The sequence below is a fragment of the Paraburkholderia sp. BR14374 genome, from assembly GCF_040948685.1.
GTDB lineage: Bacteria > Pseudomonadota > Gammaproteobacteria > Burkholderiales > Burkholderiaceae > Paraburkholderia > Paraburkholderia youngii.
This window is the reverse complement of record NZ_JBFPKF010000001.1, coordinates 169232-191143: the sequence shown is the minus strand read 5'-3', so window position 1 is coordinate 191143 and position 21912 is coordinate 169232. Positions and strand designations below refer to the sequence as shown.

At 63.8% G+C, this 21912-nt stretch carries 19 protein-coding genes; 14 read left to right on the top strand and 5 right to left on the bottom strand.

What is annotated here, in order from left to right:
- Window positions 1-459 precede the first annotated feature (459 nt).
- From AB3X86_RS00860 to AB3X86_RS00825, 8 genes are all read left to right on the top strand, one after another.
- Entirely contained in the window at window positions 460-591 is a 132-nt protein-coding gene (locus tag AB3X86_RS00860; protein WP_368594579.1) for a hypothetical protein, read from the top strand.
- On the top strand, window positions 588-1547 hold the full coding sequence (locus tag AB3X86_RS00855; RefSeq protein ID WP_368594578.1) for an NAD-dependent epimerase/dehydratase family protein: 960 nt from the start codon (window positions 588-590) through the stop codon (window positions 1545-1547). The genes AB3X86_RS00860 and AB3X86_RS00855 overlap by 4 nt, the downstream gene beginning before the upstream one ends.
- Window positions 1548-1599: 52 nt before the next feature.
- Window positions 1600-2622: a glycosyltransferase family 4 protein gene (locus AB3X86_RS00850; RefSeq protein WP_368594577.1), complete on the top strand. Its 1023-nt coding sequence runs from the start codon at window positions 1600-1602 to the stop codon at window positions 2620-2622.
- An 11-nt stretch (window positions 2623-2633) separates the two neighbouring features.
- Complete coding sequence (locus AB3X86_RS00845) at window positions 2634-4514, top strand: nucleoside-diphosphate sugar epimerase/dehydratase (protein WP_176367702.1); 1881 nt, start codon at window positions 2634-2636, stop codon at window positions 4512-4514.
- A gap of 454 nt (window positions 4515-4968) precedes the next feature.
- Window positions 4969-5487 (top strand): DUF2778 domain-containing protein, encoded by a 519-nt coding sequence (locus AB3X86_RS00840; RefSeq protein WP_176121099.1) that lies wholly within the window; start codon window positions 4969-4971, stop codon window positions 5485-5487.
- Complete coding sequence (locus AB3X86_RS00835; RefSeq protein WP_176121100.1) at window positions 5468-5722, top strand: hypothetical protein; 255 nt, start codon at window positions 5468-5470, stop codon at window positions 5720-5722. The genes AB3X86_RS00840 and AB3X86_RS00835 overlap by 20 nt, the downstream gene beginning before the upstream one ends.
- A 449-nt stretch (window positions 5723-6171) precedes the next feature.
- Window positions 6172-6429, top strand: a complete 258-nt coding sequence (locus AB3X86_RS00830) for a hypothetical protein (RefSeq protein WP_368594576.1) — start codon at window positions 6172-6174, stop codon at window positions 6427-6429.
- Between the two features lie 634 nt (window positions 6430-7063).
- On the top strand, window positions 7064-7453 hold the full coding sequence (locus tag AB3X86_RS00825; protein ID WP_368594575.1) for a hypothetical protein: 390 nt from the start codon (window positions 7064-7066) through the stop codon (window positions 7451-7453).
- Window positions 7454-7532: 79 nt separating this feature from the next.
- Here AB3X86_RS00825 and AB3X86_RS00820 read toward each other — a convergent pair whose 3' ends face one another.
- Window positions 7533-8633 (bottom strand): glycosyltransferase, encoded by a 1101-nt coding sequence (locus tag AB3X86_RS00820; protein WP_368594574.1) that lies wholly within the window; start codon window positions 8631-8633, stop codon window positions 7533-7535.
- Window positions 8634-8882: 249 nt separating this feature from the next.
- On the opposite strand from AB3X86_RS00820, the gene AB3X86_RS00815 reads away from it, so the two are divergent.
- Window positions 8883-10448, top strand: a complete 1566-nt coding sequence (locus tag AB3X86_RS00815) for a methyl-accepting chemotaxis protein (RefSeq protein ID WP_368594573.1) — start codon at window positions 8883-8885, stop codon at window positions 10446-10448.
- Window positions 10449-10552: 104 nt separating this feature from the next.
- Window positions 10553-12106: a hypothetical protein gene (locus AB3X86_RS00810; RefSeq protein WP_368594572.1), complete on the top strand. Its 1554-nt coding sequence runs from the start codon at window positions 10553-10555 to the stop codon at window positions 12104-12106.
- A 79-nt stretch (window positions 12107-12185) separates the two neighbouring features.
- Here AB3X86_RS00810 and galE read toward each other — a convergent pair whose 3' ends face one another.
- The 4 genes from galE to AB3X86_RS00790 all read right to left on the bottom strand — a co-directional run bounded on the left by galE (window position 12186) and on the right by AB3X86_RS00790 (window position 16578).
- Window positions 12186-13208, bottom strand: coding sequence for a UDP-glucose 4-epimerase GalE (gene galE / locus AB3X86_RS00805; RefSeq protein WP_176121105.1), 1023 nt, complete (start codon window positions 13206-13208; stop codon window positions 12186-12188).
- A gap of 12 nt (window positions 13209-13220) precedes the next feature.
- The gene (locus AB3X86_RS00800) at window positions 13221-14369 is read right to left on the bottom strand and encodes a glycosyltransferase family 4 protein (RefSeq protein WP_368594571.1); all 1149 of its coding nucleotides are present in this window, start codon (window positions 14367-14369) and stop codon (window positions 13221-13223) included.
- Window positions 14370-14488: 119 nt separating this feature from the next.
- A complete protein-coding gene (locus tag AB3X86_RS00795; protein WP_368594570.1) occupies window positions 14489-15319 on the bottom strand; it encodes a glycosyltransferase in 831 nt (276 codons plus the stop codon).
- Complete coding sequence (locus AB3X86_RS00790; protein WP_368594569.1) at window positions 15316-16578, bottom strand: oligosaccharide flippase family protein; 1263 nt, start codon at window positions 16576-16578, stop codon at window positions 15316-15318. The genes AB3X86_RS00795 and AB3X86_RS00790 overlap by 4 nt, the downstream gene beginning before the upstream one ends.
- A 328-nt stretch (window positions 16579-16906) precedes the next feature.
- Here AB3X86_RS00790 and AB3X86_RS00785 point away from each other — a divergent pair, with 328 nt between their 5' ends.
- From AB3X86_RS00785 to waaA, 4 genes are all read left to right on the top strand, one after another.
- Window positions 16907-18301, top strand: a complete 1395-nt coding sequence (locus AB3X86_RS00785) for a phosphomannomutase/phosphoglucomutase (protein ID WP_176109359.1) — start codon at window positions 16907-16909, stop codon at window positions 18299-18301.
- Between the two features lie 234 nt (window positions 18302-18535).
- The gene (gene waaC, locus AB3X86_RS00780) at window positions 18536-19477 is read left to right on the top strand and encodes a lipopolysaccharide heptosyltransferase I (RefSeq protein WP_368594989.1); all 942 of its coding nucleotides are present in this window, start codon (window positions 18536-18538) and stop codon (window positions 19475-19477) included.
- A gap of 80 nt (window positions 19478-19557) precedes the next feature.
- Window positions 19558-20442, top strand: a complete 885-nt coding sequence (locus AB3X86_RS00775; RefSeq protein WP_368594568.1) for a Kdo hydroxylase family protein — start codon at window positions 19558-19560, stop codon at window positions 20440-20442.
- 97 nt (window positions 20443-20539) lie between these two features.
- Window positions 20540-21853 (top strand): lipid IV(A) 3-deoxy-D-manno-octulosonic acid transferase, encoded by a 1314-nt coding sequence (gene waaA, locus AB3X86_RS00770; protein WP_368594567.1) that lies wholly within the window; start codon window positions 20540-20542, stop codon window positions 21851-21853.
- Window positions 21854-21912 lie beyond the last annotated feature (59 nt).

Below are 21912 nucleotides of genomic sequence, written 5' to 3'. Positions count from 1 at the left end.
TCGTGGCACGCCGCTGCGCGTAGCGCGCGGGATCGGCGGCGAGACCGGCAGGTTTCGGGGCATTCACGTGGATGCGCGCCGCGCGCTTGCGCGGCCTTCAGGCGTTGACTTGCCGGTGCGCGGGCCGGGGCCTGTTCGCACGGCCAGCGAGCAGGCCTGAGTGTGCTGTTGTCGAGCACGTCGGATCGATACCACGAATTCCACATGCGCGAATATGTTTGAGTTGTTACGAAGTGTACGAACGACGCGCCAGCGGGCGCAGGTCCGTTTTATTATCACGGCCCGACGCTCGTGCCGCGTGTTGGGGCTGCCGGCGTGGTCGCGGCGGCGCAGACATTCTAGCGCCCAGGTGACGCGCTGCCATCCCTGACGACTCGCAGGCCGCGACGGGTGTCGCCCGAATACAATACGTTCCCAGCCAGACTTCCTGAGAAAGCACCGCCGATGCCAGATTGTATCGTGTCTGATCCGCCTTTCCCGCCGTTTGCGGCCGTGTCGAGTCCTGACGGCGACCGTCTGTTTGCGTGGGTCGCGCGGCATGGCGTCGGCGAAGTCGGGCGCCGCGAAGTGCGTGACGGAGCGTTGCGATGAGTCTGCAGATCCTCGTCACCGGAGCCAACGGTTTCGTCGGCCAGGCGGTGTCGCGCGCGCTGCTGCGGCGGGGCGATCGGGTGACCGGCGCGGTGCGCCGGCCGCAGACGGCCGCCGAGGGCGTGCGCGAATGGCTGCTCGATACCGAAGACTTCGCGGGTATCGACCAGCGCTGGCCGGTCGCTCTCACCTGCGATGCGGTGATCCATCTGGCGTCGCGCGTGCACGTGATGCAGGAAACGCTGACCGAGCCGCTCGCCGCCTATCGTGCGACCAACGTCGAGGGCAGCTTGCGGGTCGCGGCCGCGGCACGGCGCGCGGGCGTGCGGCGCTTCGTGTTCGTCAGCAGCATCAAGGCGGTGGGCGAGGCGAGCAGCGGCCGGCCGATCGCCGAAACGGATCAGCCCGCGCCGTCCGATGCATATGGCATCTCGAAACTGGAAGCCGAGCGCGCGCTGTTCGACTACGGCCGCTCGGCGGGACTGGAAATCGTCGTGGTGCGCCCGCCACTGGTCTACGGACCGGGCGTGCGCGCGAACTTCCTGCAGCTGATGAACGCGGTCGCGAAGGGCATTCCGCTGCCGCTCGGCGCGGTCACCGCGCTGCGCAGCCTCGTGTTCGTCGATAACCTCGCGGACGCGCTCGTGCATTGCGCGACCGATCCGCGCGCGGCCGGTGAAACCTTTCACGTGACCGACGGCCGCGATCTCACCGTGCCGGAGCTCGCGCGGCTGTTGGCCACCCAGCTTCACGTGCCCGCGCGGCTCGTGCCGGTGCCGGCCAGCCTGCTGCGTGTCGCGGGCCGCCTGACCGGCCGCTCGGCGCAGATCGACCGGCTGATCGGCGAGCTGAGGGTCGACAGTTCGCATATCCGCGAATGTCTTAACTGGTCTGCGCCGCATACGGTCGAGCATGGGCTGCTCGAAACCGTCGCGTGGTATCGCTCGACGCATTGACCACGTACCGAACCCGCCTCGACTCCGACCTGATCCGCTAACGCTATCGACGATGCCGCTCGCCGCACATTCCGCCTCTTCCGTCGTCTCTCTACTGCCGTGGGGCGTCGCCGCGCTGGCCGCCTGCGCGGCGATCCTGTGGACGCTGCTGCGCACCGGCCTCGCGTGGCGGCTCGCCACCGACATCCCCAACGACCGCTCGCTGCACACGCGTCCGACACCCCGCGTCGGCGGCTGGGGCATCGTGCCGGTCGTAGTGTTGCTGATCGCGCTCGCGGTGCCGTCGCTGTGGCTGCCCGCGCTTGCCGCGGCGTTGCTCGCGGCGCTTTCGCAGATCGACGATCGCCGCGGCCTGCCCGCACGGGTGCGCTTCGGCGGCCATGCGGCGGCGGTGGCGGCGCTGATCGCCGTCTATCCAGCCGACGTGCCGTGGTGGGCGCTCGCGTGCATGGCGGTCCTACTCGTGTGGCTCGTCAATCTCTACAACTTCATGGACGGCTCGGACGGCCTCGCGGGCGGCATGGCGCTGTTCGGCTTCGGCGGCTACGCGGTGGCCGCCTCGCTGTCGGCGCATGCGGACCCGGCGCTCGCGACGGCGAGCCTGATCGTCGCGGGCGCGGCCGCGGGCTTTCTGCTGTTCAACTTTCACCCAGCGCGCATCTTTCTCGGCGACGCCGGCTCGATCCCGCTCGGCTTTCTGGCCGGCGCGCTCGGCTATTGGGGGTGGCGCGAAGGCGTGTGGCCGGTGTGGTTTCCGGCGCTGTGCTTTGCGCCATTTATTGGCGATGCGTCGGTCACGCTGCTCAAGCGCCTGCTGCGCGGTGAAAAATTTTGGCAGGCGCATCGTGAACACTACTATCAAAGACTGGTGCAGTCGGGTTTGGGGCATGCGTCGACCGCGTGGATTTGGTACTTGTTCATGGCGGCGGGCATAATGCTTGCTCTCTGGGCGCTACAATTCGCTCCTATGTATCAATGGCTGGTTGTCGTCGCATGGGCCGTCGTGCTGGTCATAGCAGGGCTGTGTATTGATCGCCGCTGGCGGCGCCATGTGTCCCGTTCCGGGCCAATCTGAGGTTCTGCGCAATGAAAAGCTTCAAAGCCAGATGGCTTTCGTTCAGTGCGTTTGCGTTCGACCTGTGCGCGGTGGCCATGGCCTGGATGCTGGCCTATGTGATCCGGTTCAACGGACCGGTGCCCGCGCCGTTCTGGTCGAGCGGGCTCCATGCACTCGTGTGGGTGCTGCTGATCTACGCGGTGATGTTTCGCAGCTACGGCCTCTATCGCGGCATGTGGGTGTTCGCGAGCCTGCCCGATCTCGTGCGGATCGCGAAAGCGATCGGCGTCGGCGCTCTCGTCGTCGTGATCGGCTCGGCGCTGTTGCAGCCCGCGCCGGTTGTGCCGCGCTCGGTGCTGATCGTGTCGCCGATGCTGCTGTTCCTGACCATGGGCGGTTCACGCGCACTGTATCGCGCGGCCAAGGAGTTCTATCGCTACGGCGGGCTGGTCGGCCAGGGCAAGCCGGTGCTCGTGCTTGGCGCGGGCAATGCCGGCGCGAACCTCGTGCGCGAGCTGAAGCGCTCGGGCCAATGGCGCCTCGTCGGTCTGCTCGACGACGATCCGATCAAGCAGGGCCGTGAAATCTATGGCTATCGCGTGGTTGGCGCGATCAGCGATCTGCAGAAAATCTGCACGGAGCTGAAGGTCGAGCACGTGATCATCGCCGTTCCGTCGGCGTCGGTGGAAGCGCATCGGCGCATCGCCACGCTGTGCGTGCGCGCCGGCGTACGCGCGATGACGCTGCCCGCGCTCACGCCGCTCACGCAGGGCCAGGCATTCCTGTCGCGGGTGCGGCAGATCGATCTCGAAGACCTGCTCGGCCGCGACCCGGTGACGATCGACACCGAGCACGTCGCCGCGCTGCTGAAGAACCGCGTCGTGATGGTGACGGGCGCGGGCGGCTCGATCGGCTCGGAGCTGTGCCGGCAGATTCTGCGCTTCGGTCCGGTGCAACTGGTCGCGTTCGACATCTCCGAGTTCTCGATCTATCGCCTGAACGAAGAGCTGCGCGACAAGTATCCGGAAGTGTCGGTGGTGCCGCTCGTCGGCGACGTGAAGGATTCGCTGCTGCTCGATCAGGTGATGGCGCGCTACTGTCCGCACATCGTGTTTCATGCGGCGGCCTACAAGCACGTGCCGTTGATGGAAGAGGTCAACACGTGGCAGGCGGTGCGCAACAACGTGCTCGGCACGTACCGCGTCGCGCGCGCGGCGATCCGCCACGACGTCGCGCATTTCGTGCTGATCTCGACCGACAAGGCCGTCAACCCGACCAACGTGATGGGCGCGAGCAAGCGGCTCGCGGAGATGGCGTGCTCGGCGCTGCAGCAGCAGGGCGCACGGCGCACACAGTTCGAGACCGTGCGCTTCGGCAACGTGCTCGGCAGCGCGGGCAGCGTGATTCCCAAGTTTCAGGAGCAGATCGCGCGCGGCGGGCCGGTGACGGTCACGCATCCGGAAATCACGCGGTTCTTCATGACGATTCCGGAGGCGTCGCAACTCGTGTTGCAGGCGTCGAGCATGGGGCGCGGCGGCGAGATTTTCATTCTCGACATGGGCAAGCCGGTGCGTATCGCCGATCTCGCGCACGATCTGATCCGCCTGTACGGCTTCACCGAAGAGCAGATTCGCGTCGTGTTCACGGGTTTGCGCCCGGGCGAGAAGCTTTACGAGGAACTGCTCGCCGACGACGAAACCACCACGCGCACGCCGCACCCGAAGCTGCGCATCGCGCAGGCGCGCGAGGTGCCGGACAGCCTGATCGACAACCTGCTGCCGTGGCTGATGCAGCATCGCGTGCCGGCCGACGATGAAGTGCGGCGCGATCTGCGGCGCTGGGTGCCGGAGTATCTGCCGGCGACGGCGACGACGCTGCGTAGTGTGGCGCCGGCGACGCGAGTGTCGTAGGCGGTTCGCTGTCGCGAGTCGTCGGCGTAGTCGCCCCAGAAGGTAGGTCATTCGACCCGTTGAAATTGGCCGGTGGATGTTTATCGATATGAGCCCCTGCAGACCTGCTGGGGCTTTTTTATTTTTTGCCCATCAGAGTAGACGAGCATCGCGCACGACCGCGCTTTTCGGAGTTGTCTGAAGCGGGCGCCCGGCACATACACCTAGCATTGAACCGTCGCCGCCCAGTATGTCAGCCCGCTGAGGTGGCGGCTCTGTTGGCTCTCTTATCTGTGATGCAAATGTTTTGCGCGCCCTCGAGGCGCGCTTTTTTGTCCAGGCAAAAAAGGCGGCAAATCCGCAATCGACTTGTAGGGCGCCAGTTGCACGCGTGCTTGCGGTCAAGGCTCACCAACGGGAGGAACCTATGCAGGACGCAATGACCTACGGCCAGCGCAATCAGGAGACGTGACACATGGCCTACACTGGCAAATTTCTCGTGAATAACGAGCCACTATCACCGCTCATCATTTCTGGCATTGGAACGTTCAACGCTTATTCGGGTGACCGGCAATACCGCAATCGGGGCGGCTGCACGGCGGTGCCCAACAAGGGGCCGATTCCCGCCGGCAAATACTGGATCGTTGACCGTCCGACTGGCGGCATACGTTCCAAGGCTCGGGCGTGGTTGGCAGATGAATGGAATGCCTCCCGGGGAAAGCCGACATATCACGCTGAATGGTTCGCCCTGTATCGGGATGACGGGAGCATTGATGACTTTACATGGGTCAATGGTGTCAAGCGCGGGCATTTCCGGCTACATCCGGCAGGCGGTGACGGCGTATCACTTGGTTGTATTACACTGCCGAGCCGTACGGATTTCCTGAGAATCCGTAACTCACTGCTGCACACCATGACGACTCCTGCCGGCAATTCGGGGCTTCGCGCCTACGGAACAATCGAGGTCATCACGCATGGCAACACTTGTCCGTAGGCTGTTCAAGATTGGGCTATTCATTTCGTTGTTCCTGCTGTCGATTCGCTATGTCCCGCCAAATAATGTGTGGACAGAAAGCGAGTCGAACGCATATTGGGCGGCTTCTGATTGGCTCGGTGTTCAGGACCCTAGGGACTTCTATTTCGTGTTCTGGGTGACTATCGAACTGATCGTGGCGGCGCTGGCGTATGTGGCGATCATGAAGCTATGGCGGTGCTATCGTATGAAGTAGACGAAAGCCCTGGGCGGCGGGGCTCTTTTTTGGCCCTCAGAGTTGACGACCAACGCGCGCGCGCCGGCTTTTCGGAGTTGGCTGAAGCCTTCGCCCGGCACATACATGTAGCATTGAACCGCCGCCGCCCAGTATGTCATTCCCGCTGAGGTGGCGGCTCTGTTGGCTCTTTTATCTGTGATGCAAATGTTTTGCGCGCCCCTGAGGCGCGCTTTTTTTGTCCAGGTGAAAGAGGCGGCAAAACCGGAATCGAGCTGTAGCGCGCCAGCGGCACGCGTGCTTACGGTCAAGGCTCACCAACGGGAGGAACCTATGCAGGACCCAACGACTTACGGTCAGCGCAATCAGGAGGCGTGACACATGGCCTACACCGGCAAATTTCTCTTGAATAACGATTCCCGCGCGCACTTCGGGGCTTCGCGCCTACGGAACAATTGAGGTCATCACATATGGCAATACTTGCCCGTAGGGTGTTCAAGGTCGCGCTGTTCATTGGCCTGTTCTATCTCTCCCTTCTCTATGTCCGTCCATACCCCTATGAATGGACAGAAAGCGAGTCGCGCGCATGGTTTGCTGCTTCGAGCGGGCTTGGTGTCCGCGACCCCGAAGATTTGTATTACCTGGTGTGGGTAACGATTGAACTGATCGCGGCGGCACTGGCGTATATGGCGATCATGAAGCTATGGCGGCGGTATCGCACGAAGTAGACGAAAGCCCCGACGACGGGGCTTATTTTTTGCCCATCAGAGTTGACGACCATCGCGCACGCCCCGGCTTTTCGGAGTGGTCTGAAGCCAGCGCCCGGCACATACACCTAGCATTGAACCATCGCCGCCCGGTATGTCCCCACAACATCGAAGATCAGTGTTCCAAAGACGGGGGTGTCCTAGCGGCATTCTTCACTCTTTAAGGGAACCGGTATGACGTATAACGGGAGCTTGGCTGCAGATTTCGCGTATAGCAACGCTAAGGGACACAGCACGCAGAATTGCGCGAAATTTGTTCGGCAGGCGATTCAATGGGGCGGCGTCACCGTTGCGCCAACCAACAGCGCAAAGGACTATGGCTCACACCTTGTTCAAGCGGGGTTTTACGAGGTTTCCGGGCCTGTGCGTAAGGTGATGTCATCGTGATACAAGCCACCAGGAGGCATCCACATGGACACATGGCGATCTTCGATGGGTCGATCTGGATATCCGACTTCAGGCAGCGGCCCGGTCCAGATGGATTTTATCCCGTCCAGACTACCGAACCACAAGGCCCTCATACAAGATCTACCGCCACGACTGACATGCACATCAAGCGCTTTCTTTCAGTTCTCGCGCTATTGGCCTTCGTCTTTTGGCAATCGGCGTTTTCCGCTACCACGCAAACGACGCCGGAAGGGCAAGCAAAGGCGTTTTATTCCTGGTAGGTGCAAACCTGGCGTTTCCGTTGCTTGACGAAGGAATCTTTGACTACGTGGCGAAAGGTACAGTCAGCAAGCTACGAGACGACTATGAACACGACAGGTTGCCCGGCGATAGTGACTACTTTCTTAAGGTGCAAGATGAAGATGAGAATGATTGGCTCGCCGACATTGCAGTTCATCCAGCAGTGATGTTAGGCCATGTCGCGGTCGTGCCGGTTACGTTCGGTTCGAAGGACAAATTGAGCGTGATTGTGTTCATGCGCAATTTTGGTGGCATCTGGAAAATAACGAAGGTTGACGACATATCCGACCTTCCCTAGTCGGAGGCGAGCGACTAGTTAGAACAGCCGTGTGAGGTCGCACGGTCTTTTTTCGCGTGCATTAATGAATTTCGAGGAATTACCGCTTCCCCTTCCTCACCACCATCCACCTCGGCGACTTGAACCGCACGATGCTCACGTAAAGCCACACATAAGTCGCCGCAAATACGACAACGAAGCAGAACAGATGCAGCGTGTGCCGCCAGAACAGCGTCGCCGGCACGACCGCGATCAGGCACAGCAGCCACAGGTACGGCGACGTCAGCGAGTTGCGGCGCGTCAGCTCGCGCGCGGTGCGCGCGCCGACCGCCCACCGCATCAGCCGCTTGTAGACCAGCATATGCAGATGCACGCCGTCCGGAATGCCCGGCGACATGCCGCGAATGAACTTCTTGCGGTAGATCGAGAAGCAGGTCTCGAAAATCGGGTACATGAAGAGCAGCACCGGATACCACGCGGATACGTCGCGATTGCGCATCACGAGCAAGATCGACAGCTCGGCGAGCATGAAGCCGATGAAGTACGCGCCGCCGTCTCCGAGAAAAATCAGCCCGGCCGGGAAGTTCCAGATGAAGAAGCCGAGCACCGCGCCCATCATCATGAACGACGCCGACAGCACGACCGGGTCGTGCACCTGGAACGCCACGTACGCGAGCGACGCGAACATCATGAACGCGACCATCGACGCGAGGCCGTTGAAGCCGTCGATGATATTGATCGCGTTGGCGAGCGCCGCGACCGCGAGCACCGTGACCACGAACGAGATCGCCGCATATGACAGCAGAAAGTCGAGCGGCGGCACGCTGATGCGCGTGACCGCGATGTCGAGAAAGAACCAGGCGAGGGCGGCGGCCGCCATCGTGCAGACGAGGCGTACGAGCGGCGACACGCGCTTGGTCAGATCCTCGACGAGCCCCGAGCCGAACGCCGGCATGCCGCACGCGATCAGCCCGAGAATGCTGCCCGACACGGCCGGATACGCACGATGCAGTTGCATCGCGGCGGCGAGCAGCCCGAGCAGAATCCCGGTCCCGCCGATGCGCGGCACCGGACGCACATGGAATTTCTGCACGCCGGCCAGATCCGTATCGGTCGAAAATTTTTCATGCAGATGCGCATAGCGCACGATCAACAGCGTGATCAGCAGAGAGACGAGAAAGCCGAGCGCAAAACTAAGCATGAAAATGGGCCTGAGCGAAGACGCGGAATTATACAAACGAAACGCACGGCGGCCGGCGCGCGGCAGGGACGCAAAGCTTTCAGGAGGGCCAGCAGGAATATCCCAGATAGCGAGATCGAGGCGGCCCTCAGAGGCCCGTCAGCACTCGCTCCTCATGGATTCCCCCTATGCGCCGCATGCGCGCCGCAACCGTAAACCTGGATGCGACGAAGTGTCAGTCGCGCGCAACAAAGGCGTTCCGGAGACCCAATGCTAAACAACATCACAATTCGCGGCGGACTGACGCTCGTGATCAGCGTATTCGTCGCCTTCCTGCTGACAGTCATCGCTGTTGGATACGGCGCGCTGAAGCTCGCCAACGACAGCCTCGACGACACGCAGCGCAGCGAGGCCGCGCTGTCGCATCTGAAGGCCAGTTCCGAGAAGCTCCTGCAGGTGCAGCTCGCGCTGGGCACCTATCAGACGTTGTTCAGTATCGGCAAGCAGACCGACGATCTGCTGCCGGCCGCGCACAAGGTGCTGGTCGAATCGAACGACGACTTCCGCAACTACATGGCCGGCCCGTTCGCGAGCGACGCCGAGCGCAAGCTCGCGCACAGCGTCGGCGAAGCGCGCGCGGCGCTCGTCGACAAGGCGATCGAACCGGAATTCAAGGCACTGACCGACTTCGACTTCAACACCTTCCGTACCATCCAGGGGGATACCGCGAACAGCCTGTACGCGTCTTACTCGAAGGCGATCGACGCGCTCGAAAAAGCGCAAATGGACAATCAGCATCAGCAGGCCGCAACCGGCGCGCGCCGCTTCCAGCTCGCGACAGTGCTGTTCGGCGCGATCGCGGTGATCGCGCTCGTGATTGCCGTGGGCGCGCGCGTCGCGTTGTCGTCGGCGCTGATCAAGCCGGTCAACGCGACGGTCAAGCACTTCGAGCGCATCGCGGCCGGTGACCTGAGCGTCGTGATCAAGGTGAAATCGCGCAATGAGATGGGCCAGCTGCTCGGCGCGCTGACGCGGATGCGCGACGGCCTCGTCGAAACGGTCGGCAAGGTGCGCGGCAGCACGAGCGCGATCACGCGGGGCGCGAACGAGATCGCGTCGGGCAATGCCGACCTGTCGGCGCGCACCGAGCAGCAGGCGGCCGCGCTGCAGGAGACCGCGGCGAGTATGGAGCAGCTGTCGGCGACCGTGAAGCAGAACGCCGACAACGCGAAGCAGGCGAACCGCCTCGCGCACGGCGCGCTCGATACGGTCACGCGCGGCGGCAAGGTGGTGTCGCGCGTGACGGAGACGATGGACGGCATCAGCGATTCGTCGCGCAAGGTCACCGAGATCATCGGCATGATCGAGGGGATCGCGTTCCAGACCAACATCCTCGCGCTGAACGCGGCCGTCGAAGCGGCTCGCGCGGGTGAGCAGGGCCGCGGCTTCGCGGTGGTCGCCTCGGAAGTGCGCAGCCTCGCGCAGCGCTCCGGCGCGGCGGCCAAGGAGATCAAGGAGCTGATCGGCGAGTCGGCGGCGAAGGTCGAGGAAGGTGCGTCGCTGGTGTCGGATGCGCAGAAGACGATTCAGGAAGCGATGAAGGCCGTCGAGCGTGTGACCGGCGTGATGAGCGAGATCGAGGCCTCGGCACTCGAACAGAGCGACGGCATCGAGCAGGTCAACAAGGCGGTGTCGCAGATCGACGAGGTCACCCAGCACAACGCGGCGCTCGTCGAGCAGGCGGCGGCCGCGGCGAAATCGCTGGAGGAGCAGGCGGTCATTCTGAAGGATGCCATTGCCGTGTTCCGGCTCGAAGAGTCGGGGGCGGCAGCTTAGTTTCCGGCCGGAAGAAATGCGTGGCTGTCGATGACATAGCGCGCCGACAGCTACCTTAGAATCCTGTTTTCCATCTGGTTGGATAAAACGAAAACAGGTGTTCGATGCTCAAAGGGTTGGCAGCGTTCGTTATTTCGGCGCTCTGTGTCTGGCTGTTCATCATCGTGTTCGGTCAGACCTTTCCGTCGGCGCAATTGCACGAGGTCGGAGACTTTGCGGCGAATTCGTTGCTGATCGACGATGCAAAGCATCTGAAGCTGCTCGTCGGACATTACTCGCGCGTGGGGTTCAATCATCCTGGTCCTGCGCTTCTTTACGCGCTTGCCGCGGGCGAGATCGTATTTTTCGACCTGACGCACGCGGTCGCGTCGCCGTTTTCCGGTCAGATCCTTGCGGTCGCGCTGCTTTCCGCTTTCTGGATCGCGGCAATCGGGACGCTTTTGCTCAGGATGCAGCAGGCGGCGAGGGACGCCACCGCGGCAGCCGTCGTCACCACGGCCCTATTCGTTGGTGTCACCGCTTACATCAACTACCAGGCCTTCGCGGGTCCCTGGTTCCCGCATCTCTACTACTTTGCTTTTGCGGCGTTCACTGTGTCCGTCGCCGCATTGATCATGGGACGCGCAGACGGGCTTATGCTCCTTGCCGTAAGCCTTGGATTTTTGCTGAACGGTCATGCTTCTTTTCTGGGTATGACGGCCGTCATGCTGGGGTGCGCGCTGATAGCCAATACCTGGATTTCCGTCAGATCGGGTTCCAGTGAAACCTGGGTCTTGAGCCGGCAATTCCTCGCGGGCAATGTTCGAACGATTGCCGTTGCACTGGCGATCGTGGCGCTTTTCCTCATTCCTCTCGCGATCCAGACGATCCTTCATTTTCCCGGACCGCTCGCTGAATATGCCGCTTTTAGCCATGTCCACCGAGCGAATCGTTTAGTGGACGCCGCGCGTTTCGCCGGAGTTTTCTGGAGTAGTGGACTCTTCGGCATCCTGCTGGGCGCGGCGGCTTGTGCTGTGCTCGTGACGAACGATCCCGCGCGCGACAATGAAAGCCGCGTCGCGCCTGAGCGTGCATTGTCGCTGGCGCTAGCGAGCGCGACAGTCGCCTTCGTCTTCTATGCCGCTTTCGGCGTCGACGATCTTTCGCTGACCTATGTCGGAATTTTCTACGACGTCGTTCCTGCTCTGGCGCTGACGCTGCTGGTCAAGCGCTTCCTCGACAATGTGACAGCGGCGACCGTGCCCGTTGCCGTGATCGTTTGTGTGATCGTGGCGGCTTTCACGGCGATCCGGATTCATCAGCCGCCTGAAAACGTTTCCCAGTACGACGATCCGCGAATTCCGGCTGCTTACTCGACTATCCGCAATCTCAACGCGGGGAGCGGCATCGCGGTCTTCGACCTCGATGGATCCGCGGATTGGGAACGGCTGTGGCCAATTCTGGTGGGCATCGAAGCATACGCGAAGCGTCAGGGCAGCGTGCCGTTTTGCATCGCGCAAAACTGGCAGCTCGTGTTCACCCGGGCGGCGCGCTGCACGCCTGACGAAATGCGAGGCGCCCACAGGCGTTTTCTGGTGTCGGCGGTGCCGAAGGAAGGAATGACCGGTGCGTTGAGCGTTGCCGGCTTGTATTTTTATCCGCGCGAATCCGCGCAGTAGGCGGGCAAACGGCGGCGGTATCCGCGTTATGCGAATGCCGCCGTCGTTTTTTATCCCGACGCGATGACGCCGAAGCGCTTTAAGCAAACCCCTGCGGATTCGTCGACTGCCAGCGCCAGTGGTCCGCGCACATGCGCTCGATGCCGAACTGCGCGCGCCAGCCGATGATCTTCTCGGCCGCGCTCGGGTCCGCGAAACACTGCGCGACGTCGCCCGGTCGGCGCGCGACGATCTCGTACGGCACCGGTCGGCCCGACGCCTTCTCGAACGAGCGCACCACGTCGAGCACGCTATAGCCCTGGCCCGTTCCCAGATTGACGACGAAGCTCGCATCGCGCTCGACGAGCGCATCGAGCGCGGCGAGATGCCCGCGCGCGAGATCGACCACGTGGATGTAATCGCGCACGCCGGTGCCGTCGGGCGTTTCGTAGTCGCCGCCGAACACGCGCAGCTTTTCGAGCTTGCCGACCGCGACCTGCGCGACGTACGGCATCAGGTTGTTCGGAATGCCGGCCGGATCTTCGCCGATCAGGCCGCTCTCATGCGCGCCGACCGGATTGAAGTAGCGCAGCGTCGCGATGCGCCACGACGGGTCCGACACTTCCAGATCGCGCAAGATCTGCTCGGCGATCAGCTTCGATTGACCATACGGATTGGTCGCCGACAGCGGGAACGATTCGTCGATCGGCGAGCTTTTCGGCACGCCGTACACCGTGGCCGACGAACTGAACACGAACTGCTTGACGTTGCGATCGCGCATCACGCCGAGCAGCGTCAGCAGGCTGCCGACGTTGTTCGCGTAATACTCGATCGGCTTCGCGACCGATTCGCCGACCGCTTTCAGCGCCGCGAAATGGATCGCGCCGGTGATCGGATGCGCATCGAAAATGCGCTGCAGCGCGGCTGCGTCGCGCGCGTCGTTGTCATAGAAGCTCACCGCACGGCCGGTTATTTGCTCAACGCGCCGCAACGATTCGCGCTTGCTATTCACGAGGTTGTCGATCACCACGACGTCGTAGCCGCCGTTCAGCAGTTCGACGCAGGTGTGCGAGCCGATGAAACCCGCGCCGCCGGTTACCAGAATCGTGCCCTTCGTGGTCATGCTGTTGCTCCCTTAAAGTAAAACACCCGTGATTTTCTGGACCAGGTCTTTATACGTTTCGACGACCATGCGTTCGTCGAATTCGGTCGCGACTTTCTGCCGGCCGCGTTCCGCCATCGCGCGCCGCTCCGCGTCGCTCATATCGAGCATGCGCGCGAGACTCGCGGCGAGGCTCTGCGCATTGCGCGCTTCGCACAACAAGCCGTTGACACCGTCGGCCACTACCTCGCGGCAGCCGGGCACGTCGGTCGCGACGATCGGCCGGCCCATCGCCGACGCTTCCATCAGCGTGCGCGGCACGCCTTCGCGATACGACGGTAGCACGACACAATCCGCATCGGCGATGCACGGCCGCACGTCGTGCGCTTCGCCCAGATATTCGACCACGCCCTCCTGTTCCCACGCGGCGACTTCGTCGCGCGTGATCGCGCTCGGATTGTCGACGCCGACAGGCCCGAGCAACTGGAAGCGCGCATGAGGATAGCGCGCGCGCAATTGCCGCGCGGCCTCGACGTACTCGCCGACGCCTTTGTCCCACAGCAGCCGCCCGATCAGCACGAAGCGAAACTCCGCCCGAGCGCGCAGCGGCGTGAACGCGAACTGTTCGAGATCGACGCCCTCGCCGTGCAACAGCCGCGCGCGCTCGGGATGCGCGAGCAGCTTGCCGTCGATGAACGCGGCCTGATCGTCGCGATTCAGGAACCACACTTCACGCGGAAAGCGGAACGCGAAACGATACAGCCTTTTGGCGATCTGCGCGGCACGGCTGTGCTGGATGAATACATAGCCGAGCCCCGTGGTGACCGCCACCGACTGCACGCCAGCCAGCTTCGCCGCGATCGAGCCGTAGATGTTCGGCTTGATCGTGTAGTGAAACACCACATGCGGACGGATCGTCCTGTACTGCCGATAGAGCGCGAAGAGCGTGCGCAGATCTTCGCCCGGACTCGTGCCCTTCGACGCCATCGGCAGCTCGATGCAGCGGCAGCCCATCGCGGCGAGCAGCTCGAACGTGCGGTCGCGCGGCGCAAGCACCGTCACATCGACCCCGCGCCCGATCAGTGTGCGGATCAGCCCTTGCCGATACGTATAGATTGCCCAGGCCGTGTTGCAGACGAGTGTAATGCGCAGCGCGGGCGTCGACTTGAAAGAGGGCTTCATGCGAAAAAGGGCACGGCGTTGAATGAAGTGTGGACCAGTGATACGAAAACAGCACCGTACGCAGCGGCGCGAAGCTCAGCGAACCAGGCGGCTGCGACAGCGCTCATACGCGGCGCGCCTCAACGGCTCGCGCGCGGCGTGAGCAGCGCGCGCTTGACCCGCTGCAACGTGCGATAAGGCAGCAGCAGATGCGACAGATTCTTCGCGAGGCCGAGCCAGTCGTATGGATTGGCCACGTTGAAATAGCGCATCTGCAAACGCAGCGTCGAACCGATCTGCCGGCGCCGCTTCGTCGCGCTGATGCCGCCTTCGTTCAGCTCATAGAACAGGCCGAGTTCCGGCAGATTCGCGCAGTCGTAGCGTTCCATCAGACGTAAGAACAGATCGAGGTCCTCGGCCGAAGGATACGCGGCGCGGTAGTTGCCGACTGTGCGGACGGCATCGATACGCAGCATCATCGACGGATGCGCGAGGCACGAGCGGAAAAAGCGCTGGCGCCGAATTACATAGGGCTCGGCCGGCGGCGTCAGCATGAAAAGCGGCTCGCCCGCACGCGTGACGACCTGGGTCCACATGCCGAGGCCCGCCACGTTCGGATGCGCTCCCATGAACGCGCGCTGCTTCGCGAGCCGCTGCGGCACCGCGCGATCGCCCGCGTCGATGCGCGCCGCAAAACGAAACCCGCGCTGCGCGAGGGCATCGATGCCGGTTTGCAGCGCGCGCTCGATGCCGCTGTTGCGCGCCATGCGCAGCACTTCGATCTTCAGGTTCGGCAGCGTGGGCGCGACGATCGGCGGCGTGCTGCCGTCATCGACGATCAAAACGTGCACCAGCGCACTTTCTTCAAACGACGCGAGCGTAGAATCGACGTCCGCCTGGCCGTTGTAGGCGGGCATCAGCACCGCGACGTCGTCGAGCGTGGTTTGCGCGGTGGCGGATGAATTCGTCATGGGCGCAATTTGAAACGGATGTAATAAAGATTGACCGAGGCGGCCGCCAGATAACCGGCCGCGAGGCCGACGAGCGCGCCATACGCGCCGAGTCGCGGGATCGCCAATAGATTGACGGCGAACGCGACGGCGAGCGCGAGCAGCCACTTCGCCAGCAACACGAACTTGGCCTGATACTTGAGCACGACCAGATTGCCGATCGCCTCGATACCCGCGGGCACCGACAGCCACACGGCCCAGCGGAAGATCTCGATCGCGCCTTCGAACTCCGGCCCGAACACGCGGCGGATGATGAAGCCCGCGAGCAGATCGAGCACGAACGCGCCGCACACCATCAGCACGGCGGTCAGCGCGGTGAGCCGCCACATGTTGCGGCGCAGTTGCGCGATGCCTTGCACGCGGTAGACGAAGGCGGGCGCAATGGTTTGCGCGAGCATCAGCGCGAGCGTGATCCAGTTTTCATTCAACTGCTGGGCGGCCGAGTAGCGTCCGAGGTCGGCGAACGAAATCGCGCGCTCGAGCATCAGCCGGTCGAGCTTCAGGAACAGATACATACAGATGAGCCCGAGCCAGAATACCGTGCCCGCGCTCGCGAAGTGCTTGAAGAGCGAACGTTCGACATGCCAGCCCAGCTTGCCGCCATGCCGGCGCATGAAGTAGAGCAACAGCACCGCGCCGATCGCCGCCGATTCGAGCGCCCACAGCCAGCCGAAACGTGCGGGCGCGGCCGTCGCGCGCACCAGCAGATAGACGAGGCCGGCCTTGATCACAGCGGTGCTCATGCTGGTCAGCAACTGCGGCTTGCTGTAGGTCATGCTTTGCAGCCACGCGTTGATCACGCCGACGAACGGCTCGCGAAACAGCATCGTGAGCGCGAGGCCGGCGAGCATCGCGCCGACGAGCGGCTCGAAGAAATGCAGCGCAATGCCGAGCCACGTGAGCAGCAGCGCGACGGCCGAGACGGAGAAACGCAACGCGAACGCGCTGCCGAGTACGGTACCGAGTTGTTCGGGCGGCCGGTTGACGATGGTCGGTACGAGGATTTCCGCGCCGCACACCCATGTGATCGGCGACAGCACCAGCAGCAGCGTGTTCGCGTACTGCCATTTGCCGAACGTATCGGGTCCGAAGTAACGCGCGAGGATGCCGCTGATCACGATTGCCACGCCGATCTGCGTGAGCCGTTCGAGACCCAGCCAGACGATGTTCGTAAACGCGCGCGTGACGTCGGGATTGGCAAAGCGCTTGAGTGTCAGCATCCGTTGGCCGCTCGCCGCTGCGCGTCGGTCAAGCCACCTCGTGCGGCCATGCATGCGGCGCTATGCGCGTTCGCCCGCCCGGCCGGCAGCCACGGCAACTTTACAAAGGGAGGGCGTCTAAGCATTAGAATGGCGTTATTCAGGCTGGTCAGAAGAACGCAATTATAAGTTGGAACCGGACCGCTTCCGGCAAGGGCGCAACGAGGCGTGATAACGCGGTTTTTTAACGCGCGTATTACGGTGGTTTTTAATGCGATTTTTTCCGCGTTTTTACCGGTTATCGTCTGTGCGCAGGTCAAAATTTTCCATTGCACGCAAGTGAGCCAACATGATCTCCAAATCGATTTTCAAGGCGTATGACATTCGTGGCGTCATTGGCAAGACGCTCGACGCGGACGCCGCGCGTTCCATCGGCCGCGCCTTCGGCAGCGAAGTGCGCGCGCAGGGCGGCGACGCGGTCGTGGTCGCGCGCGACGGGCGCCTGTCGGGCCCCGAACTGATCGGCGCGCTGTCCGACGGCCTACGTGCGGCCGGCGTCGATGTCGTGAACGTGGGTATGGTGCCCACGCCGGTCGGCTACTTCGCGGCGAGCGTACCGTTGAAGCTCGCGGGCGGCGAGCGCCGGGTCGACTCGTGCATCGTCGTGACCGGTAGCCATAATCCGCCGGACTACAACGGCTTCAAGATGGTGCTGCGCGGCGCGGCCATTTACGGCGAGCAAATCCTCGCGCTGCATCAGCGCATCGTCGACGAGAACTTCGCCGACGGTAACGGCAGCTACACCGAATACGACATCGCCGACGCGTATCTCGAGCGCATCGCGAGCGACGTGAAGCTCGCGCGTCCGATCAAGATCGTCGTCGATACCGGCAACGGCGTGGCCGGCGCGCTCGCACCCAAGCTGTTCAAAAAGCTCGGCTGCGAACTGGTCGAGCTGTTCACCGAAGTCGACGGCAACTTCCCGAATCACCACCCGGACCCGGCGCACCCGGAGAACCTCGAAGACGTGATTCGCGCGCTGAAGGAAACCGATGCGGAAATCGGCTTCGCGTTCGACGGCGACGGCGACCGCCTGGGCGTCGTCACCAAGGATGGCCAGATCATCTACCCGGACCGTCAGCTGATGCTGTTCGCCGAAGAAGTGCTGTCGCGCAACAAGGGCGCGCAGATCATCTACGACGTGAAGTGCACGCGCAATCTCGCGAAGTGGGTCAAGGACAAGGGCGGCGAGCCGCTGATGTGGAAGACCGGCCACTCGCTCGTGAAGGCGAAGCTGCGCGAAACCGGCGCGCCGCTGGCCGGTGAAATGAGCGGACACGTGTTCTTCAAGGACCGCTGGTATGGTTTCGACGACGGCCTGTACACCGGCGCGCGTCTGCTCGAGATCCTCACGCGCGTCGCCGACCCGAGCAAGCTGCTGAACTCGCTGCCGAACTCGCACTCCACGCCCGAGCTGCAACTGAAGCTCGAGGAAGGCGAGAACTTCGAGCTGATCGCGCGTTTGCAGCAGAACGCCAAGTTCACCGGTGCGGACAACGTCGTGAAGATCGACGGTCTGCGCGTCGAGTATCCGGACGGCTTCGGCCTCGCGCGTTCGTCGAATACGACGCCGGTCGTCGTGATGCGTTTCGAAGCCGACAACGACGCGGCGCTCAAGCGCATCCAGGACGACTTCCGCCGCGTGATTCTCGCGGAGAAGGCCGATGCGAAACTGCCGTTCTGACGGCTGATGCGGCGGCGCGCTTCGAAATTCGTCAAGACGGATCGAAGCTCGCCGCTACCGAACGCGGCGCGGGTTGCCTTACCGCGCCGCGTTTTTCATGTCTTTGATATCCGACGCGCTAGAATTGCGGTCCTTTCAACGCATCTTCGAGCCGGATAGCCGGTTTTCCCACTCTTGAGCGCGCAAAAGATACTCATCGTGAGGGTGTCGTCGCTGGGCGACGTCGTTCACAACATGCCCGTGATAGCCGACATCCGGCGCCGCCATCCCGACGCGCAGATCGACTGGCTCGTCGAGGAGAGCTTCGTCGGGCTCGTGGAGCTCGTGAGCGGCGTGCGGCGCGCGATTCCAGTGTCGCTGCGGCGCTGGCGCAAGCGCATCCTGTCCGTCGACAACTGGCGCGAGATCGGCGCGTTTCGTCGCGCGCTCGCCGCCGAGCACTACGATCTGGTGATCGACTGCCAGGGGCTCATCAAGACCGCGTGGGTCGCTCGCATGGCGCGCGGACCTCTCGTCGGCCTCGGCAACCGCACCGACGGCGCCGGCTACGAATGGCCGGTGCGCTTCTTCTACGGGCGGCGCGTGCCGATCGCGCCACGCACGCACGTGGTCGAACGCACGCGGCAACTGGTGGCCGCGGCGCTGAACGATCCGCCGCCGCAACCCACCGACGACATCGACTTCGGTCTCGATACGGGCCGTGCCGCGCTCGCGCTGTCGCAAGCCAATCTGAATCTGCCGGTGCCGTACGTGGTGTTCGTGCACGCGACTTCGCGCGCCGACAAGCAGTGGCCCGACGCCGCGTGGATCGAACTCGGGCAAACGCTGGTGCGGCGCGGCGCGTCGATCGTGCTGCCGTGGGGCAGCGACGCCGAGCGCGCGACCAGCGAGCGGCTCGCGAAGGAATTCGGCGCGGCCGCGATCGTGCCGCCGAAGCTGTCGCTGTCGGCGGTGGTCGGGCTGATCGATGGCGCGGCCGCGACGGTCGGGGTCGACACAGGTCTCGTCCACATCGCGGCGGCGCTGAAGCGGCCTACGGTCGAGTTGTACAATTTCTCGACCGCGTGGCGCACCGGCGGCTACTGGTCGCCGAACGTCGTCAATCTCGGCGCGGCCGGTCAGCCGCCCACGCTGCAGCAGGTCAAGTCGGCGCTGGCCGCGTTTGGTTTGCTGTAACCCGGGCCGGCAGTCATCGGCACGGGCTGTCACCCGCCGGTGCGCTTCGCCTTGCGCACCCTCCGTTCCCAAGGGCGATCATGAACGAAACCCAGATCATCGAAGTAGCGAACGCCGACTGGCACGGCTGCAACCTGTCCGTGCCGCGCGAGACGCTGCTCGCCGGCGTCGAGCGCGGCAAGGTGCTGTACTTCCCGAACCTGCGCTTCGCGATCGACGGTGGCGAGCAGGCGTTGCTCGATCCCGCGATCGCCGATCCGAACCGCAAGAACATCAGCCTCGAACCGAACGGCGGCGCGTTGCATGGCGTGGCCGGCGATGCGGTCACGCAATCGGCGGTGCGCGCGTTGATCGCGCGTTATCAGGCGAATGCGCGCACGCTCGTCGACGGGCTCTTTCCCGAGTACAACGGCAAATTGCGCGTCGCGCCGACGAGCCTGCGGCTGCATCAGGTCGAGACGCGCGAAACCTCGTGGCGCAAGGACGACAGCCGTCTGCACGTCGACGCGTTTCCGTCGCGGCCTAACTACGGCGAGCGCATCCTGCGCGTGTTCACCAACGTGAACCCGCATGGCGTGCCGCGCGTGTGGCGCGTCGGCGAGCCGTTCGAGGACATGGCGCAGCGCTTCCTGCCGCGCATCAAGCCGCAGATGCCGGGCTCCGCGTGGCTGCTGAACCTGCTGCATGTGACGAAGTCGCTGCGCAGCGAATACGACCATCTGATGCTCAATCTGCACGACAGCATGAAGGCCGACCTCGACTATCAGAAGACGAGTCCGCAAGAGACCATGCCGTTTCCGCCGGGCAGCGTGTGGGTGTGCTTCTCCGACCAGACCTCGCACGCGGTGATGTCCGGCCAGTTCATGCTGGAGCAGACTTTCTTCCTGCCGGTGAAGGCGATGGCGCAGCCGGAATGCGCGCCGCTCGGCATTCTCGAGCGCCTGAAGGGCAGGGCGCTGGTTTGAGCGCGGCTGTCGATTCGAGGGCCGGGCAGGTGCCGGCCCGCATCGGGCGTATCAGCGCCGTGGACTTTGCGACGAAGACGAACCACGCGGAGCGCCGATGCTAAGAGCGATCTATCGCGCGCTCTGGTGGCTGATCGCGCCGCTTGCCGTGCTGCGTCTGTTGATCCGTTCGCGCAAGGAGCGCGGTTACCGCGAGCATATCGGCGAGCGCTTCGGTTATTCGCGTGGACGCCTGCCCGAAGACAACGCGCCGTTGATCTGGGTGCATGCGGTGTCGGTTGGCGAGACGCGCGCCGCGCAGCCGCTGATCGATGCGCTGATGAAGGCGCGCCCCGACGCGCGCATTCTGCTCACGCACATGACGCCGAGCGGCCGCGCGACCGGCAGCGAGATTTTCGGCGATCGCGTGTTGCGCAGCTATCTACCGTACGACATGCCGCATGCGGTACGGCGCTTCTTGCGCGCGTGGCGGCCGTCGCTCGGTCTCGTGATGGAGACCGAGGTATGGCCGACCTTGATCGACGAATGCCGGCGCGCCGACGTGCCGCTCGTGCTGACCAATGCGCGGATGTCGGCGCGGTCGTTCAAGCGCGCGGCGAAGTTCGGCGGCGCGACGAAAGACGTGTTCGGCGGCTTCGCGCGCGTGCTCGCGCAGAGCCCGTCCGATGCCGAGCGGCTGACCTCGCTCGGCGCGCGCAACGTCGCGGTGCTCGGCAATCTGAAGTTCGACATGAGCACGCCGCCCGAACTCGCGGCGCGCGGCCACGCGTGGCGCGCGGCGATCGGCACGCGGCCCGTGTGGGTCGCGGCGAGCACGCGCGAGGGCGAAGAAGCGCTGGTGCTCGACGCGTTCGCGGCGCTCGGCGTCGACGATGCGCTGCTGATTCTGGTGCCGCGTCACCCGCAACGCTTCAATGAAGTCGCGGCGCTCGTCGAGAAGGCGGGGTTGCGGCTCGAACGCCGATCGAACTGGGCACCAGATGCAAAGGTCGCGTCGGCCGCGCGCATCGCCGACGATGGCGTGCCACCGCTGCCGCGAGACGTGAACGTGCTGCTCGGCGATTCGATGGGCGAGTTGGGCGCTTACTACGCGGCGTCGGATCTTGCGTTCATCGGCGGCAGTCTGCTGCCGCTCGGCGGACAGAACCTGATCGAAGCGTGCGCGGTCGGCGTGCCGGTGCTGATCGGGCCACACGTTTTCAACTTCACGCAGGCCACCGCCGATGCGGTCGCGGCCGGTGCCGCCGTGCAGGTGCAGGACCCGGCCGATCTGGCGCGCGCGCTGCGCGAGCTGTTCGGCGACAAGTCGCGGCGGCTCGCGATGGGCGGTGCGGCTGCCGCGTTTGCGGCGAGGCATCGCGGGGCGACGGCGAGGACGGTCGATGTGTTGGCGGCGTTATTGCCGGAGTGACCAAGGGTGCCGCGCGAGGTGGCCCCTGGTCTTGCGCTTCACGCGCCCACAAATAAGTT